This is a genomic window from Lentzea pudingi, from assembly GCF_014646255.1.
GTDB lineage: Bacteria > Actinomycetota > Actinomycetes > Mycobacteriales > Pseudonocardiaceae > Lentzea > Lentzea pudingi.
Map to the genome: position 1 here is coordinate 111,874 of NZ_BMNC01000017.1, position 18,467 is coordinate 130,340.

An 18,467-nucleotide genomic window follows, 5' to 3' on the forward strand; every position below is an offset into this window, starting at 1 on the left:
GGCCGCGGCACACTGCCCCTTGTAATCGTCTCATTCGCGATGCATGCTTCCGCGGAGCTTGAAAATGATCGCGTGGTGTCGGGGGACATGCGCGGACGCCTGGGGGCATCACTTTGATTCGCGCTTCGAGAGCGCGCGGCTTCGCGCTGCGCACAATCCTGATCGCGGCGGCCGTCGCGTTGCCGGGCGTTCACGTTCCGGCCGCCGTCGCGGCACCCGGATGCGTCGACGCCGAGCAGACTCCTCAGGCGGCCGCCGACACGGCCAAGCGCTGTGATCACCGCGTCGAGGTCCTCTCCCTGCGGTCCGAGACCGCTCAGACGTTCGCCAAGTCCTCGGGTGGTTTCACCAGCGAGCAGTCCGTCGAGCCCCGGTTCGCCCGCCGGGCCGACGGGTCGTGGACCCGGATCGACACGACGCTGCGCGCCACCGGCAAGACGATCACCCCTGCGGCGTCCGCGCTGCCCGTCGAGTTCTCCGCCGGAGGTACCGGACCTGCCGCGAAGCTGCGCGACGGCGACCGCGAGCTCTCGATCACCTGGCCCCACGGTTCGCTGCCGGAGCCGGTGCTGTCCGGCGCGGACGCCACCTACCGCGAGGTGCTGCCGGGCGTCGACCTCGTGCTCACCGCGTCGCCGCAGGGCTTCTCCGAGGTCCTCGTCGTGAAGAACCGCGAGGCGGCGAGGAACCCGAAGCTCGCGGAGGTCAAGTTCGGCTTCGACACCAAGGGCGTCACCACCACCCCCAGCGGTGCCGGCCTGGCAGCCAGGGACGAGGCCGGCAAGGTCGTGTTCACGTCACCGCCTCCGACCATGTGGGACTCCGGCGAGGACACCGTCGCGCACGTCGGCGTGCTCTCGAAGTCCGCGGCCGAGGGCCGGAAGAAGCGCAAGGCGACCATGCCGGTGACCGCCACCGACGGTGAGCTCACGGTCAAGCCGGACGCCGCGCTGCTCGAGAACGCCCAGTACCCGGTCATGATCGACCCGTCGTGGACGGGCAACGTGCAGGGCAACGCGTGGACGCTGGTGTCCAGCAAGGACGCGGGCGGCGCCTTCTGGCAGGGACGCAACAACCAGGGGCAGGACTACCTCTTCAACTCGGGCAGCTACGGCTCCGCCGGAACCGGCCTCACCTGTGACAACGTCTCGCAGAGCGGCACGTGCCTGAGCCCGACGTACAACGTCCGCTCGTACTTCCGCATGGACCTCTCGGCGGTCAAGGGCAAGGTCGTCACGGGCGCCTCGTTCCGCATCGAGCAGAAGTGGTCGTTCACCTGCAACCCCAACTCCCACGCGACGGTGCGGGTCACGAACGGTTTCGACGGCGGCACCACCTGGAACAACCAGCCCGGTTGGTGGGACGACAACTGGGCGTGGTCGAGCCCGGCCAACCGCAAGGTCGGGTCCGTGCACGGGTGTGCGGGGCCGGGTGACGTCGAGTTCAACTTCAGCGGTGTGGTGGCCCACGGCGCGCGCAACAACTGGGACAGCGTCTCGGTGGTGCTGCACGTCGGCGAGGGCGCGGTCAGTTCGTGGAAGCGCTTCAACCCCGGCACCGCGGTGCTGGCCATCGACTACAACTCGTACCCCAACGTGCCGGACCCGGTCACGGTGGACGGCAAGGCGTGTGCGACCGGCGACAGCCGTCCCGCCGTGCCGACCGCGACCCCCACGATCCGCGGCCGCGTGAGCGACCCCGACGGCGCGGACACCATGAAGGCCCGCTTCGAGTGGCGCCGCATCCGCCCGGACGGCACGCAGGCCACGATCGCGCACCTCGAGAACTCGCCGTGGGGCAACGGGACCACCGCCGAGCAGACGATCCCCAAGTCGGACGGCTCCGTGCCCACGGGTGTGGTCGAGTGGTCGGACGACCTGGTCGGCACCGGAGACTGGGACAACGACGGCAGGACGGACCTGATCTTCCGCGACCACGACGGCTACCTGTACATGATGCCGACGGTGGAGACCCCCGCCGGCTGGCGCTCCGGTGATCGTGTGCAGATCGGCCTCGGCTGGAACGGTTACACGATCGCGGGCCTCGCCGACTGGGACAGGGACGGCAAGACCGACATCATCGCGCGCGAGGACTCGACCGGCACGCTCCTGCTCTACCCCGGTGAGGGCAAGCGCGGCCCGTCGGCCGTCCCGCCCGTACCGATCGGCAGCGGCTGGGGCGGCTACACCTATGCGGGAGTCGCCGACTACGACCGCGACGGCAAGCAGGACGTGATCGCCAGGGATCCGGGGAACGTCCTGTGGCTGTACCCCGGCGACGGCAACCGCGCGCAGCCCACCGCGGAACGCGTGTGGCTGGGCGCCGGCTGGAACGGCTTCACCTACTACGGCGTCGTCGACCGCACCGGAGACGGCGCACCCGACATCGTCGCCGAGGCGGGCGACGTCCTGTGGCTGTACAAGGGCCTCGGCGCGCGGACGCCCCAGTCCGGCAACTACGTGCGCTGGGAGATCGGCTCCGGCTGGCAGGGTGCCTCGGCCAGAACGGTCGTGGACTTCAACTTCGACGGCGCGCCCGACGTCGTGGCGAAGGTGCGCTGGGCGGACAGCTACTACCTCTACCCCGGCGTCATCGGCACCACCAACGGCGGTGACCCGTGGGTCATCGCGGCCCGCGGCATCACCACCGGCAACTACGCCTACCGCGTGACGGCCGGCGACCAGGCACCGTTGTGGGGCCAGCCCTCGAACTGGTGCGAGTTCTCCGTCGACGTCACCGCGCCGGAGGCCCCGGCGTTCGAGTCCTCCGTCTACAAGACGCAGGGTTGCGCGCCTGAGGGGTGCGGCGCGCTGGGCATCGCGGACACCTTCAAGTTCGCCAGCGGATCGCCCGACATCGACAAGTTCCGCTGGGGCTTCACGGACATGCCGACGGAGACGGTGAAGGCGGGCGAGACCGTGCGCTGGACGCCTCCGTCGGAGGGACCGCACACCCTGTTCGTGGACGCGGTCGACAAGGCAGGACTCGCGACCCGCAGGACGTTCGCGTTCACCGTCGCGGGCGCCCAGCGCAACGAGGCCGAGTGGTTCGCCGCTGACGACCCGTCCTCCGACGGCACCGGGAACGGCCACGACCTGACGCTGAGCGGACTCACCCCCGGCAAGCCCGGCCGCATGGCCGGTGGGCCGACAGCCGTCGGTTTCCCGGGCACGACCCAGAACGGCGCGACGACGGCCAAGGTGCTCGACACGAGCAAGGGCTTCTCCGTCTCGGCGTGGGTCCGCCTGACCAACGACACGGCGAGCCGCACCGTGGTGAGCCAGCAGGGCTCGACCGGCTCGGCCTTCAAGCTCGGCTACGACTCGGGGCAGCACAAGTGGACCTTCTCCGTGGCGGAGAGCGACACCGCGAACGCCGCGCAGAAGACCGCGGTCTCGACCGCTCCGGCCGCGCAAGGTGTCTGGACGCACCTGACCGGCACGTTCGACGACCTCAGTCGCGAGGTGCGGCTGTACGTCGACGGCGCTCTGCAGCGGCAGACGGCGGTGCTGGGCGCGACCGCGGGCTTCAACGCCGGTGGTCAGGTGTGGATCGGCAAGGCGTTGCGCAACTCCGCGGAGGTCGAGCCGTGGCAGGGCGAACTGGCCGAGGTGCGTGCGTGGAGCCGCACGATCACCCCGAAGGAGTCGCTGGCGCTGGCCGACACCGAGCTGAACCGCAGCGACGTGGGCTGGTGGAAGTTCAACGACGGCAGCGGTGACACGGCGGTCGACTCCTCGCCGTTCGGCCGTGACCTGACGTTGAACCTCGCCGGCGGGGCGAAGTGGGGCGAGGCGGGTCCGCAGAACCTCGGCGGCACCGGGCTGGAACTCAACGGCTCCAGCAGTTTCGCGAGCACGAACGACGCCGTGCTGAACACCGACCAGTCGTTCTCGGTCGACGTGTGGGCCAAGGTCAACGGAACGGGAACGCCCCGCACGGTCGTCGTGCAGCACGGTCCGTCCACTGTGGATCCGTTCACGCTGAGGTACGACGGTGCGCAGTGGAGCGCCGAGATGCCGAACTCGCAGGCCGGCCCGACCACGTGGTGGCGAGCCAAAGCCGACGCGACGGCCGGTACGTGGACTCGCCTCGTGGCCACCTACGACGCCGGCGCGCGCACGCTCAAGCTCAGCGTCGGCACCAAGGACACGCCGGTCGCGTTGAAGAGCACCGTCACCGGAGTCGTCGGCTGGAACTCGACCGGTGTGCTTTCGGTCGGCCGCAGCAGCGCGGGCGAGTACTTCAACGGCAACATCGACGACCTGAGGGTGTGGCAGGGCGCGCTCGCCCCCGCGCCGCTCGTCACGACGACGCGCAAGGGCGCGTCGATCTCCGGCGACCGGAACGACGAGATCATCTCGGTGCAGAGCGACGGCATCGTCGGCGCGCATCTCAACGTCGGCGGCGAGTACCCGGGCAGCCTGCAGCACATCGGTTCGGGCTGGCCCAAGGAGCGCACCTGGTTCGCCGACATCGACGGCGACGGCAAGTCCGAGATCGTCGGCGTCGAGCCGGACGGCCGGATCAAGGCGTTCAAGAACGTCAACGGCATGAACGGTTTCCCGTACGTCGACCAGATCTTCATCGGCTCGGCGCCCGGCGAGACGAAGCGGATCAAGTTCGCCGACATCGACGGCGACGGCAGGGACGACCGCATCTCGCTCGACGACGACGGCCGGGTTCGCGTGTACCGCAACCTGTTCGGCATGAACGAGCTCGGCCAGACTACGGCGTTCTCGGCCACACCGGTGATCGTGAAGGTCACCGACAAGGCTCCGGAGGCCATCCGGTTCGCCGACGTCGACGGTGACGGCAAGGCCGAGTTCATCACGGTGAACGCCGACGAACGCACCACCGTGTGGGCGCACCGCAACCTCGGCGGCCTCGGCTACGGCACCTACGACACGCCGCAGGAGATCGGTTCCGGCTGGACGGCTGACCGGACCTTCTTCGCCGACATCACCGGAGACGGCAAGGCGGAGATCATCGCGGTCCGCCCGGACAGCTCGGTCTGGTCGTACACCAACCACCACGGCCTGACCTCCTTCCCCTACGCCGAACCCACCAGGGTCGGCCTGGGCTGGACCGACCCGTCCCGCGTCTTCTTCAGCTAGTCCGCGGTCCTCCACCTCACTTCTGGAGTTGTGTCATGCCCACAGCCCTGCCCAGACGTGGCCTGGCCGTCGCACTGGTGGCGTCGCTGGTGACCACGGTTCTCTCCGCCACACCCCCGACCGCGGTCGCCGCGCCCTACACACCGCCGGCACCGGCGAAAGAGCGGGTGATCAAGGGGAAGACCGCGGGCGCCGCGAAGAACGAGGACACCCGTACCGGGAAGGCCTTCACCGGCAGCGCGCCGGTGTGGCCCAAGGCGGCGGTCGCCGAGGTTCCTCTCGGCGCGTCGGCGTCGAAGGTCATCGGCACTCCGCTGACCGTGGCGTCCGCCGATGCCACGGCCACGGCGCGTGCCGCGAAGCCCAAGGTCCGGATCGAGACGTTCGACCGCGAGAAGACCCGCAAGGCCGGTGTGGAAGGCCTGCTGTTCAAGGTGTCCGGTGGTGCGGCGAAGGTCGAGGTCGACTACTCGTCGTTCCGCTGGGCCTACGGCGGTGACTGGGCTTCCCGGCTGCGGCTGGTCGAGTTGCCGGAGTGCGCGTTGAGCACGCCGGACAAGCCGGAGTGCGCGGCGAAGCCGGTCGCGTCGCGCAACGACACCGCGAAGAACAAGGTGACGGCGGCGCAGGCGAGTCCCGCGGCGGCGACGTTCATGGCGCTGACCGCGGGCACGTCCAGTGGCTCGGGCAGCTACGAGGCGACGAGTCTGTCGCCGTCGGCGACGTGGTCGGCGGGCGGCAACACCGGCGGATTCCACTGGAACTACCCGTTGCGGGTGCCGCCGTCGCTGGGAGGGCCGGCGCCGTCGCTGACGCTGGCCTACTCGTCGGCGAGCGTGGACGGCCGGATGGCCGCGTCGAACAACCAGCCGTCGTGGATCGGTGAGGGGTTCGACCTCGGGGGCAACTTCATCGAGCGCAAGTACGTCGGTTGTGCCGGTGACATGGCTGATGGTGCGCGCAACACCACCGAGACCGGCGACATGTGCTGGCGCAACGAGAACGCCACGTTGTCGATGACGGGGCACGGCGGCGAGCTGATCAAGGAGGCCGGGGACTCGAACCGGTGGCGTCTGCGCAACGACGACGGCACCCGCGTGGAGTTCCGGACCGGCGCGGACAACGGTGCGCGCAACGGTGAGCACTGGGTCGTGACGACCAAGGACGGGACGCAGCACTGGTTCGGCCGTGGCGCGCAGTCGGTGCTCAACGTGCCGGTGGCGGGCAACCACGCCGGTGAGCCGTGCGCGGCGACGTTGTTCAAGGACTCGTTCTGCGCGCAGCCGTGGCGGTGGAACCTCGAGTACGTCGTGGACACCCACAACAACACGATGACGTACAGCTACGACAAGGAAACGAACAAGTACGGGCGCAACAACTCCCGCACCGACGTCGTCGAGTACGACCGTGCGTCGGTGCTCAAGCAGATCGACTACGGCACCCGCGGCGATCGCACCGAGACCGCGCCGATGCAGGTGGTCCTCGAGCCCGCCGACCGCTGCCTGGCCGACTGCGGCACGAAGGACGCCGCGCACTGGCCGGACACTCCGTGGGACCAGGAGTGCACCGGCAGCCCGTGCAACTTCAGCTCGCCGACGTTCTGGGGGACCAAGCGCCTGGCGTCGGTGACCACGAAGACCGGCGGGAACGCGGTCGAGAAGTGGACGCTGACGCACTCGTTCCCCGATCCCGGTGATGGCACCCGGGCCGGGTTGTGGCTCGACAAGATCTCGCGCGTGGGCCTGGTGGGGCAGCAGACCACCACGCCGGACGTTCGTTTCCTGGGCATCCAGCTGAGCAACCGCGTCGACACGCACTCAGACCAGCTGGCGGCGATGAAGTGGTGGCGTCTCAAGACGATCTTCACCGAGAGCGGTGGGCAGATCGACGTCACCTACTCCGATCCGGACTGCGTTCCGGGCTCGCGGATGCCTGACCAGAACGCGTTGCAGGACAACAAGCTGCGGTGCTACCCGGTGCGCTGGACGCCTCCCGGTGACCCGGCACCGATCTGGGACTACTTCCACAAGTACGTCGTGAACAGCATGACCGAGTCGGACCTGACCGGCGGCTCGGTGCGCGTGCTCACGCAGTACGAGTACGTCGGTGACCCGGCCTGGCACTACTCCGACGACGACGGCTTCGTGAAGGCCGAGGACAAGACGTGGTCGGTGTGGCGCGGCTACGGCGCGGTCAAGACGCGTCTGGGCGACCCCGGTGAGCAGACGCTGACCGAGCGGCGTTACTTCCGCGGCATGCACGGCGACAAGATGCCGTCAGGCACTCGGGAGGTGACGCTTCCGGCGATCACCGTGGGCGCTGTTGCGGCAGTGAACGACGAGGACGCCTTCGCCGGCATGATGCGTGAGGAGATCATCCACAACGGGCCCGGCGGCGCCGAGGTGTCCGCGACGGTCACCGGGCCGTGGCAGTCGGAACCGACCGCGAGCCGCACGATCAACGACGTCACCGTTCACGCCCGGTACGTCCAGTCCGCGAGCAAGCACACGCGTGTCGCGCTCGACAGCGGCCGGGGTTTCCGCACCACCACCCAGGTCACCGACTTCGACCAGACCTACGGTCAGGCGACGCAGACCGAGGACCGCGGCGACGACGCGGCGACCGGCGACGAGAAGTGCGTGCTGATCGACTACGTGCGCAACACGTCGGCCTGGGTGACGGACAAGGTGTCGCGCAAGCGCGACTACCTCGTCGACTGCGCGAAGGCCAAGGCCGAGACCGGCCTGCAGGACGCCGACATCGCAGGCGACCTCAAGACCTACTACGACGGCCAAGGGCACGGTGTCGCGCCGACCCTGGGTGATCCCACCAGGTCCGAGACCCTCAAGTCCTACGTCGGCGCCACCGCGGCCTACCTGACCGAGTCCTCGACCGAACGCGACGTCTACGGCCGTGTCACGAAGCTGACCGACCCCAAGGGAACCCTGAGCACGGCGTACACGCCCGCGCTGGGCGGACCCGTCACCGAGGTGACCACCACCAACACACTCGGCTGGGTCACCAAGACCGCCGTGGAGCCCGCCTGGGGTTCGCCGGTGTCCACAACGGACCCCAACGACCAGAAGGCGTTCATCGAGTACGACGGACTCGGCCGCACGACAGCGGTGTGGAAGCCGGGCCAGGCGAAGGCGGGCAGGCTCGCCTACAAGAAGTTCTCCTACCTGCAGCGCACCGACCAGCCCTCGGTCGTCACGTCGAGTGTGATGGTCAACGGGCAGTACGTCGCGTCGCGCGAGCTGTACGACGGCCTGCTGAGGCCGCGTCAGGCGCAGAAACCGGACGCCTCGGGTACCGCGTCGAACACGGTGATCACCGACACCCACTACGACTCGGCGGGGCGCGCCAAGAGGGCGAACAACCCCTACAACGCGGCCTTCACCCCGAACGACTCGCTGTTCGTCCCGACCGACACCATCCCGTCGGCGACCACGACGCAGTACGACGGCGCCGGTCGTGAACTCGTCACCGTGCTGAAGAAGAACGTGCCCGTCGCCAGCCCCGGCGGTGACGAGCTGTTCCGCACGACCACCTACTACGCGGGCGACCGCACGGACACCACGCCGCCCGCCGGCGGGGTCGTGACGTCGACGCTGCTCGACGCCCAGGGCCGCAAGTCGGAGCTGCGCCAGTACCACTCGGGCGTGGTCGCGGGCGCCGCGACGGGCTTCGACGCGACCAAGTACACCTACGACCGCAAGGGCCAGCTCACCGAGGTCGTGCACCCGTCGGGCAAGAAGTGGCAGTACTCCTACGACACGCGCGGCCGTCAGATCGCCGCGGTCGACCCGGACAAGGGCGCGTCGGAGTCGTCCTACGACGACGCGGACCAGCTCGTGTCCTCAAAGGACGCACGCGGCCACGTGCTCGTGAACACCTACGACGCGTTGGGCCGCAAGACGAGCACCCGCGACGACTCGGCCACCGGCACCGCCCGTCTGGAGTGGTTCTACGACACGCTCTCCAGCGGCATCTCCGTCAAGGGTGCCCAGGTGAAGTCGGTGCGCCACGACGCACTCGGCGACTACGTCTCCGAACACAAGCGCATGCGGCCGCAGGACTTCCTGCCCACGTCCACGGACGTCACGATCCCGGCGGGGGAGACCGGTCTGGCCGGCACCTACAACTACGTCTACACCTACAACGACGACGACCAGCTCCAGAGCACGCGGGTGCCGGCGCTGGGCGAACTCAAGGTCGAGACGCTGGAGTACGAGTACGACGCGCTGGGCCAGCTCAAGAAGCAGAACTCCGGCTACAGCACCACGCCGATGGCCGGGTTCGTCCCCGTGACCGGCTACACGCCTCTCGGTGAGCTGGCGGCGTACGAGTTGCGCAGCGGCACCAGTGCCAACGCGGTCAACGTCGTGCGCAACTACGACCCGGCCACCCGCCGGCTCAACCAGATCAAGACCGCGAGGACGACCGGGCCGACCGATGTCGCGGACGTGTCGTACAGCCACGACTGGGCCGGGAACGTCACCAGGGTCTCGGACTCGGTCAGCTCGGACACGCAGTGCTTCCGCGCCGACCACCTGCGCCGCCTGACCGAGGCCTGGACCCCGACGTCCGGCAACTGCGCCACCGACCCCACCGACACCGGCCTCGGCGGACCGTCGAAGTACTGGCAGACCTACACCTACGACCTGGCTGGCGACCGCACGAAGCTGGTGGAGCACGCCACCAGCGACGGCACCCGCACCACCGACTACACGATGACGCCCGGCAAGCACAGCGTCGCCAAGACGGTGACGAAGGACAACGCGGGCACCCGGCAGGCGACCTACACCTACGACGCCGCGGGCAACACCCTCACCCGCCCCTCACCGGGCGGCGCCACCCAGACGACGACGTGGGACCGCGAAGGCCGCCCCGCCACCACGACCGACGAGACGGGCCAGTCGTCGTACGTCTACGACGCCAACGGCAACCGCCTGATCCGCCGGGACCCGGCAGGCCGCACCCTGTACCTGCCGGGCCAGGAACTGCGCTACACCACCCCGGCCAACACGAAGTCCGCCACGCGGTACTACGCCCACGCGGGCCAGACCATCGCGATGCGCACGTCGACCGGCCTCACCTGGATGACCTCCGACCAGCACGGCACCGCGCAGAACACCATCAACGCGTCGAACCAGGCCGTCAGCACCCGCCGCACCACACCGTTCGGCGAGGTCCGCGGTAACACCGGAGTCTGGCCGGCGAAGCTGGACAAGGGCTTCGTGGGCGGAACCCTGGACAACACCGGGCTCACGCACATCGGCGCCCGCGAGTACGACCCGAAGCTGGGCCGGTTCATCTCGGTCGACCCGATCATGGACCTCGCGGACCCACGCCAGTGGAACGCCTACGTCTACGCCAACAACAGCCCGATCAGCTTCAGCGACCCGACGGGCCTGTACTGCGACTCGTGCAACTTCTACGACGACAGGAAGAACCCGACCTCAGCTGCGGGCCACGAGGTCGGGTGTGGCTACTCGACCAACGGTCTGTGCGGGCCAACGGGAAGCGGCGTCTCCGAACAGGACCACCGGCAAGAGCAACAGCAGCAGTACGAGTGGGCGTCCGGCACCGGTGACGGCTCGAACCAACCGATCATCTACGGCCACCGCCTCCCCACCGCCGAGGAGATGAAACGAGGACCGATCTTCGGCGCACCGGTCATGATGGCCCCTGGTGAGACCTACGCACAGGCTGTCAAGCACTGGGCCACGTACCTCTGCCGCAGCAGCAACCCCGGCGCCGGATTCTGCGAATGGTCCTACACCGTCGGCAACAAGCCTGCGAACGGCTTGGACGCCGTGTTCGTCGTCATCGGCGCGGTCGGTTTGGCCGCGGGCGGCGCAGGCGGATCGGCAGCGAGAGGAGCCGCCGCCGCGTCGAAGGAGGCGAGTTGGCTCAGCAGAGCGGCCCAGACGGTGGGACGCGGCTGTAAAACCGGTAGCGGCAACAGCTTCACCGGTGACACACAGGTGTTGATGGCGGACGGCACGACCAAGCGCATCGACGAGGTCGAGCTGGGTGATCAGGTGCTCGCCACGGACCCGGTGACGGGCGAGTCCGGAGCCCGCGAGGTGGTCGCGACGATCATCGGCCAGGGTTACAAGGACCTCGTCGAGATCGAGATCGGTGACGACAGGATCGTCGCGACGGATCAGCACCCGTTCTGGCTGCTCGACGACGAGGAATGGGTCGACGCCAAGGACCTGCACGTGGGTTCGGCGCTCCGGACGTCGGCGGGCACGCGGGTCGAGATCACCGCCGTCAGGAAGTGGACCGCGGTCGAACGCGTGCACAACCTGACCGTGGACGGCATTCACACCTACCACGTGCTGGCCGGTGCCCGTTCCGTTCTCGTGCACAACTCGGGTCCCTGTGACCCGGTGGTGGCGAACGGTGCTTCGTTGGAAGGGATTTCGCCGTCCGAGATGAGGAGGATCCAGAACGCCGCCAACAGTCGCGGTGTGAGCATCTCGGTGGTCGGCAGCAGGGTCAAGGGACCCAGGTCGGACGCCAACCCGAAGGGCTACGGGCCCGGATCGGACTGGGACTACGTGATCACCGGTGCCAATGCCCGTCTCAGGAGCAGAATCGCCAGCTCTCTCCCTCGCTTGGATGTAACGGCGGGAGTGGGCAGGCGGTCGGATATCTTCAAGGGGAAGCTCATCGAAGGCGAACCGAGCATCACCTTCCACCCACAGGGATGACAGTGGACAAATCGATTGAACCCGCCGAGGTGCTGGCGGTGGACGGTAACTTCGCCGTGGTTCAGCTGCCCGGCAGGAACTTTCCCGCCGCAGCGATCCAGGGGGATTCCCTGAGCGTGCTCCGAGACACGATCAAGGAGCTTTCCGAGTGCATCGCCGAAGGTGATCTCGACGAGGCCAAGTATCCGCTCGCGGAGATCGAGTCCGTCATTTCGGCGATGATGTCCACGTACGAGGACGCTTCTCGGGTACGCGGGTTCAAGCTGCCCTACGCCACCTGATCGTGGTGAGAGGTCGGTTGTGATGTGGCGGGGGTGGTGCTCATGGCGAGCGCTGCCCCGTCCGCGTCGGATACACGGACAGAACGTGCCGACCGCGACCACGATCATGGCGCGCTGCCCCGGTCATTCTTTGGGGTGATGATCTTCGGTGGACGACCGTCCACACGGGATGATCATGGTGTGGCGCTGGGACCTGAGTCGGTGACGTGGCGGCTCGGCTGGTACACCCGGTTCGAGCTGGTGGTGCTGGGCCGCGCGGTGCTGATGCAGGTCGCGCACCCGGTCATCGCCGCTGCGGTGCGCGACGGCTATCGGGCTGATCCGTTCGCGCGGCTGACGGGGACCATCACCTCGTCGCAGCTGCGGTTGTTCGGTGGTGAGCTGGCCGAGCGGGAGGCGGAACGGTTGTTGCGCGCCCACGCCCGGATTCCCGGCGCGGACGAGGAGTTGTTCCGGTGGGTGCACGCGACGAGTTTCGACTCGTTGCTCATGGCGTACCGGTTGCTGCGGGCCCGGATGCCCGCGATTCACGAGGAACGGCTGTACCGCGAGTGGCGGGAGACGGGGGAGACTCTCGGCATCAGGTCGATGCCGGGTGATCTCACCGCGTTGCGCGAGTACGTGGACGAGGTGGTCGCCACGCAGCTCGAGCCGACCGACGGGGTGGACGGGCTGTTGGAGGCGTTCGAGTTGCGGACCGGCAAGGCGCCGGGTTCCGAGCACGTGCCCAGTGCGTTGTGGCCGTTGGTGCGGCCCGTGGCGGCGCGGGTGCTGCCGGACTTCGCCGTCGGCACGTTGCCGGAGGCGTTGCGGGACAAGCTCGGTCTGGAGTGGACGGACGCGGACGGGCGCAGGCTGCGCCGGTGGATCCGGATGATCCGGGTGGTGTCCGCGATCGTCCCGGCGAGCCTGCTGCACTACCCGATGCCGTACCAGGCGATGCTCAGTGCGCGATCATCACGTGCTTGACGCGCGTGTAGTCCTCCAGGCCGTGCATCGACAGGTCCTTGCCGTAGCCCGAGGCGCCGAAACCGCCGTGTGGCATCTCGGCTGCGACGAGGCCGTGCGTGTTCACCCAGACGATGCCGAAGTCGAGGCGTGCGGTCAGTGAGGCCACACGGCTGGTGTCACGGGTCCAGATCGACGACGCCAGGCCCTGGGGGACGCCGTTGGCCAGAGCGATCGCCTCGTCGTCGGAACCGAACCGCTGCACGGTGATCAGCGGGGCGAACGCCTCCTCCTGCACCAGTTCGTCGTTCTGGGAGAGGCCGGAGACGACCGTCGGCTCCAGGAAGAAGCCCGCGGAGCCGTGCCGCTTCCCTCCACAGTGGACGAGACCGGGCGAGCGGGACAGCAGGCCGAGCACGCGGTCGAGTTGGGCCTGGCTGTTCAGCGGCCCGAAGTCCACACCGGGAACAGCAGCCGAAGCCGCTTTCACAAGAGCCGCCACGAACTCGTCGTGCACGGCGGAGTGCACGAGAACACGAGAAGCGGCGGTGCAGTCCTGGCCCGCGTTGTAGAACGCGGCACCGACGATGCCCTCCGCCGCGGCGGTGACGTCCACGTCGTCGAACACCAGGACCGGCGCGTTGCCGCCGAGTTCGAGGTGCGTGCGCTTCACGGTCGCGGCGGCGCTGCGGGCCACCTCGACGCCGGCGCGGGTGGAGCCGGTCAGCGACACCATGGCGGGCACGGGGTGCTCGACCAGCAGCCGGCCGGTGTCGCGGTCGCCGAGCACGACGTTGAACACGCCCGGCGGCAGCACGGAGGAGGCCAGCGTCGCGAGCAGCACCGTGGACGACGGCGTGGTGTCGGCGGGCTTGAGCACCACGGTGTTGCCCGCGGCCAGTGCCGGCGCGATCTTCCACACGGCCATCATCAGCGGGTAGTTCCACGGCGTGATCTGCGCGATCACCCCGACGGCCTCACGCCGCTGGTACGAGGTGTGGCCCGGGACGTACTCACCCGCGGCGGCGGTGCCCAGCGCACGGGCGGCACCGGCGAAGAACCGGAGCTGGTCCGCGCACTGCGGGATCTCCTCGTCGAGCAGGACCGAGCGGATCTTGCCGGTCTCGCGCACCTCCGCGTCCGCGACCGCGCCCGCATTCGCTTCCAGCAGATCCGCGAGCTTCAGCAGTGCGTGCTGACGTTCGCCGGGCGTGGTGCGCGACCAGGCGGGGAACGCCTGGAAGGCCGCACGCACCGCCGCGTCGACCTCGGCGGACCGGGAGACGACCACGCGGCCGAACTCGGAACCGGTCGTGGGATCGACGAGCGGTGAGGTCTCTTCAGCCGGGACAGAAGTGCCGTTGACGAAGTTCGCGACGATCACGTGTGCTCCAGGTGCGTGGGGGCGAACATGCGCAGCACCGCGGGCAGCACGACCACGTGCGGGCCGTCCCCGGCGAACGCCTTGGCGAGGTCCTCGCGCAGCGACTCGGGCGTGCTGCGGGTGGCGGGCACCCCGAACGCGCCGGCGAGCGCCACGAAGTCCGGACGGGCGAGCTCGGTCCCGGTGGCCTGCCCGAACGCGTCGGTCATGTACTCGCGCAGGATGCCGTAGCCGCCGTCGTCGACGATCAGCCACACGACCCGCGACCCGTGCTGCGCGGCCGTCGCGAGCTCCGAGATCCCGTACATCGCGCCGCCGTCCCCGGACACCGCGAGCACCGGCCCGTCGACCGCCGCAGCCACCCCGAGCGCGGCCGGGAAGCCGTAACCGAGCCCGCCGGAGCCCTGGGCGGTGAGCTGCGCGCCACCCCGCGGGTCCCACGCCGACCAGGCCCAGTAGGCGAGGATCGTCATGTCCCAGCACGTGGGTGTGCCGTCCGGCACCGCGGCCCGCAGCGCGTCGAGCACCTGCCACTCCAGGTCGAGCCCCTGACCCTGAAGCCGTTCCCGAACGCTCGCCAGCAGCCCCAGCACCCGTTCCTCCGCGACACCGTCCACAGCACGGGCGGCCACGCCGGAAGCCAAGGCACGCATCGCATGCCGGGCGTCGGCGTGGATGCCGAGCGCGGGGTAGTTGGACTCCAGCTTGCCGAGGTCGGCCTCGATCTGGACCACCGCGCCGCGCGGCCGGAACGTCCGGTAGTTGCTCGACAGCTCACCGAGCCCCGACCCGACGACGAGCAGCACGTCCGCGCCCGCGAGGAACTCCGTGGTGTGCCGGTCCTCCACCCACGACTGCGCGGAAAGCGGGTGGTCCCAGGGGAAAGAGCCTTTGCCGCCGAACGTCGTCACGACCGGCGCCCGCAGCTTCTCCGCCAGCTCCAGCAGTTCACCCGGACACCCGAGCGCACCACCACCGGCGAGGATCACGGGACGCGAGGCGCCGTCGAGCAACCGCACGGCCTCCTCGACCAGTTCCGCTCGCGGGTGCAGCGCACGCGGCGACCACGACACCGACGTCACGGGCGGCACGGTGGCCGCGGCGAGCAGCACGTCCTGCGGGATCTCGAGCCACACCGGCCCGAACGGCGCGGTCAGCGCGATCTCCCACGCCTCGGCCAGCGCCGACGGGATCTGCGACACCTGCCGGACCACCCGCGCGTGCTTCACGACGTCGCGGAACGACGCCAGCTGGTCGGTCAGCTCGTGCAGGTACCCGCCCCGCACGCCACCCAGTCCGGCGGACGGGATCTGCGACGAGATGCCCAGCACCGGCACCGACGCGGCGGCCGACTCCTGCAGCCCGGCGAGGGTCTGCAGCGCGCCGGGCCCGGTCGAGACGAGCAACGGCGTCACCGAACCGGTGGTCCGCGCGTGCCCGTCGGCGGCGAACGCGGCGTTGACCTCGGTCCGCGAGCCGACGTACCGCAGGTCCGACCGCCGCAGCGCGTCGAAGAGCCCGAGCGCGTGCTGGCCGGGGATGCCGAAGACGGTGCTCGCGCCGAGCGCCTCCAGCGTCTCGACCACGACATCGCCACCGTTGCGCGTCACTGCCCCTCCTTCAACGCCAGCAAGCTCACCAGGTCGTAGGCCACGTGGGAAGCTGCCACCGAAGTGATGTCGGCGTGGTCGTAGGCCGGCGCCACCTCCACCACGTCCGCCCCGACCAGGTCGAGCCCGCGCAGCCCCCGCAGGATCTCCAGCAGCTCGCGCGAGGTCATCCCGCCCGCCTCGGGCGTGCCGGTGCCGGGGGCGTGCGCCGGGTCCAGCACGTCGATGTCGACCGACACGTACAGCGGGCGCGACCCGATCCGCTGCCGCAGCGCGTCCACCGTCTCGTCCACGCCCCGCCGCATCACGTCCGACGACGTCACGATGCCGAACCCGAGCCGGCGGTCGTCCTCCAGGTCCTTCTTGCCGTACAACGGTCCCCGCGTGCCGACGTGCGAGATCGCCTCGGTGTCGAGGATCCCGTCCTCCACCGCGCGCCGGAACGGCGTCCCGTGCGTGTACGGCTCGCCGAAGTAGGTGTCCCACGTGTCGAGGTGCGCGTCGAAGTGCAGCAACGCCACCGGCCCGTGGATGCGCGACACGGCCCGCAGCAACGGCAGCGCGATCGTGTGGTCACCGCCGATGGTCACCAGCCGGGTGCCGTCCGCCTGCAGGTCCGACGCCGCCTGGTCGATCGTCTCGATGGCCTCGCCGATGTGGAACGGGTTGACCGCGATGTCGCCGCCGTCGACGACCTGCAGTCGTTCGAACGGCGACACGTCCAGGCCGGGGTGGTACGGGCGCAGCAGCCGGGACGCCTCCCGCACGGCCGCGGGCGCGAACCGCGCACCCGGCCGGTAGGAGACACCGGTGTCGAACGGGACCCCCACCACCGCGACGTCCGCGTGCGCCACCTGGTCGAGGCGCGGCAGCCGGGCGAAGGTCGCCGGGCCCGCGTAGCGCGGGACCCGCGAGGAGTCGACGGGGCCGATCATGCGTTCACCAGTTCCTCTTCGTCGCTCGCCTCGCCCGCCACCCGGCGCTCCCAGTTCGCGAGCACCTCCGGTGACGTGGCGGGAGTGGCCAGACTGACCACCACGTACGTCACGAACGACGCACCGAGGCTGTAGTAGATGGGCGAGTCGGCGAGCACACCATCGACGATCATGAACGTGATCGACGTCAGCGCACCGACGGCCATCGACACCATCGCACCCACGCGAGTGCCGCGCTTCCACACCAGACCGCCGATGATCGCGACCAGCAACCCGCCGACGAGGATGTTGTAGGCGACCGTCAACGCGGCCACGACGTCGTTGAGCACCACCGCGATCCCGATCGCGAGCACACCCAGGACCAGCGTGAACATCCGGTTGGAGTGGACGTCGGTCTTCCGCCGCCAGATGTCGTTGGCGGCGACGGTCGAACAGGCGATCAACGCACCGGACGACGTGGACATCATCGCCGCCAACGCGGCCGCCAGCACCAGACCACGAACACCGGTGGGCAGCAGGTTCTCGACCATCACCGCGAACGCCTCGTCCTTGTTCGCGATGTCGGGGTAGAGCGCCTTGCCCGCCGTGCCGATCAACGCGCCCGCGACGGCGTAGACCAGGCAGTACAGCCCGGACGTGATGCCGCCCCACGTCGCGACCTTCGGCGACTTGGCGGTGAACACCCGCTGCCAGATGTCCTGGCCGATCAGCAGACCGAACACGTAGATCAACAGGAACGTGATGATCGTGCTGACACCGATGTTGCCGACGTCGAACATCGCCGGATCATCGAGCCGTTCGCGCATCCCGTCGAACCCGCCCGCGGAGATGATGCTGACCGGGAGCAGCAGGAACAGGATGCCGATCGTCTTGATGACGAACTGGACGATGTCGGTCAGCGTGATCGACCACATGCCGCCGAGAACGCTGTACAGCACCACGATGGAGCCACCGATGATCACACCGACGGTCTTCGGCAGTCCGAAGAGGACGTTGAAGATCGTCGAGTACGCGATCGTCGACGTGACCGTCAGCATCAACGTGTAGGCCCACATCACCGAACCGGACACGATCGACGAGTTGCCGCCGTACCGCAGGTCGAGCATCTGGGAGACGGTGTAGACCTTCAGGCGGACGATCCGGCGCGCGAACAACGCGCTGAGCAACAGGATGCCGAGGCCGATGGCGAACACCATCCAGGCGCCGGAGATGCCGAACTTGTACCCGAGCCCGACGCCGCCGATGGTCGACGCGCCCCCGAGCACGACGGCCGACATGGTGCCGGAGTACATGCCGAACCCGAGCCGGCGCCCGGCGACCAGGTACTCGCTCTTGCTGGTGGCACGGCGCATGCCCCACCAGCCCATGCCGATCATGCCGAGCACGTAGGCGGCGATCACCGCGTAGTCGAGAGCCACTGCCGACCTCCTTGGGTTGCAGGTCACAGTAGGAACGCGTGCTGGCGCT

The 18,467-nt window shown here is 69.2% G+C and carries 8 protein-coding genes; 4 read left to right on the forward strand and 4 right to left on the reverse strand.

What is annotated here, in order from left to right; translation table 11 throughout:
- Nucleotides 1–113: 113 nt before the first annotated feature.
- The 4 genes from IEY88_RS37095 (at nt 114) to IEY88_RS37110 (ending at nt 13,092) form a co-directional block, all read left to right on the forward strand.
- Nucleotides 114–5,117: a LamG-like jellyroll fold domain-containing protein gene (locus IEY88_RS37095; protein ID WP_189159590.1), complete on the forward strand. Its 5,004-nt coding sequence runs from the start codon at nt 114–116 to the stop codon at nt 5,115–5,117.
- Between the two features lie 35 nt (nt 5,118–5,152).
- Nucleotides 5,153–11,842 carry a polymorphic toxin-type HINT domain-containing protein gene (locus tag IEY88_RS37100; RefSeq protein ID WP_189159591.1) on the forward strand — a complete coding sequence of 2,230 codons (6,690 nt, stop codon included), beginning with the start codon at nt 5,153–5,155 and terminating at the stop codon, nt 11,840–11,842.
- A complete protein-coding gene (locus IEY88_RS37105; RefSeq protein ID WP_189159592.1) occupies nt 11,839–12,123 on the forward strand; it encodes a DUF6959 family protein in 285 nt (94 codons plus the stop codon). The genes IEY88_RS37100 and IEY88_RS37105 overlap by 4 nt, the downstream gene beginning before the upstream one ends.
- Before the next feature lie 180 nt (nt 12,124–12,303).
- Nucleotides 12,304–13,092, forward strand: coding sequence for an oxygenase MpaB family protein (locus IEY88_RS37110; protein WP_189159593.1), 789 nt, complete (start codon nt 12,304–12,306; stop codon nt 13,090–13,092).
- Here IEY88_RS37110 and IEY88_RS37115 read toward each other — a convergent pair.
- Genes IEY88_RS37115 through IEY88_RS37130 form a run of 4 tightly spaced genes read right to left on the reverse strand, consistent with a single transcriptional unit; the run spans nt 13,067 to nt 18,418 of the window.
- On the reverse strand, nt 13,067–14,455 hold the full coding sequence (locus IEY88_RS37115) for an aldehyde dehydrogenase family protein (RefSeq protein WP_189159594.1): 1,389 nt from the start codon (nt 14,453–14,455) through the stop codon (nt 13,067–13,069). The two genes, IEY88_RS37110 and IEY88_RS37115, sit on opposite strands and share 26 nt — an antisense overlap.
- Nucleotides 14,452–16,065, reverse strand: a complete 1,614-nt coding sequence (locus tag IEY88_RS37120) for a thiamine pyrophosphate-binding protein (protein ID WP_189159595.1) — start codon at nt 16,063–16,065, stop codon at nt 14,452–14,454. The genes IEY88_RS37115 and IEY88_RS37120 overlap by 4 nt, the downstream gene beginning before the upstream one ends.
- Nucleotides 16,062–17,000: an agmatinase gene (speB, locus tag IEY88_RS37125; protein ID WP_189159596.1), complete on the reverse strand. Its 939-nt coding sequence runs from the start codon at nt 16,998–17,000 to the stop codon at nt 16,062–16,064. Before speB ends, IEY88_RS37120 begins: the two co-directional genes overlap by 4 nt.
- On the reverse strand, nt 16,997–18,418 hold the full coding sequence (locus tag IEY88_RS37130; RefSeq protein WP_189159597.1) for a sodium:solute symporter family protein: 1,422 nt from the start codon (nt 18,416–18,418) through the stop codon (nt 16,997–16,999). Before IEY88_RS37130 ends, speB begins: the two co-directional genes overlap by 4 nt.
- Nucleotides 18,419–18,467: the final 49 nt, after the last annotated feature.

Coding starts and splice junctions, on each gene's coding strand:
- IEY88_RS37105 (WP_189159592.1), top strand. CDS start 11,839: ATGACAGTGGACAAATCGATTGAACCCGCCGAGGTGCTGGCGGTGGAC.
- IEY88_RS37100 (WP_189159591.1), top strand. CDS start 5,153: ATGCCCACAGCCCTGCCCAGACGTGGCCTGGCCGTCGCACTGGTGGCG.
- speB (WP_189159596.1), bottom strand. CDS start 17,000: ATGATCGGCCCCGTCGACTCCTCGCGGGTCCCGCGCTACGCGGGCCCG.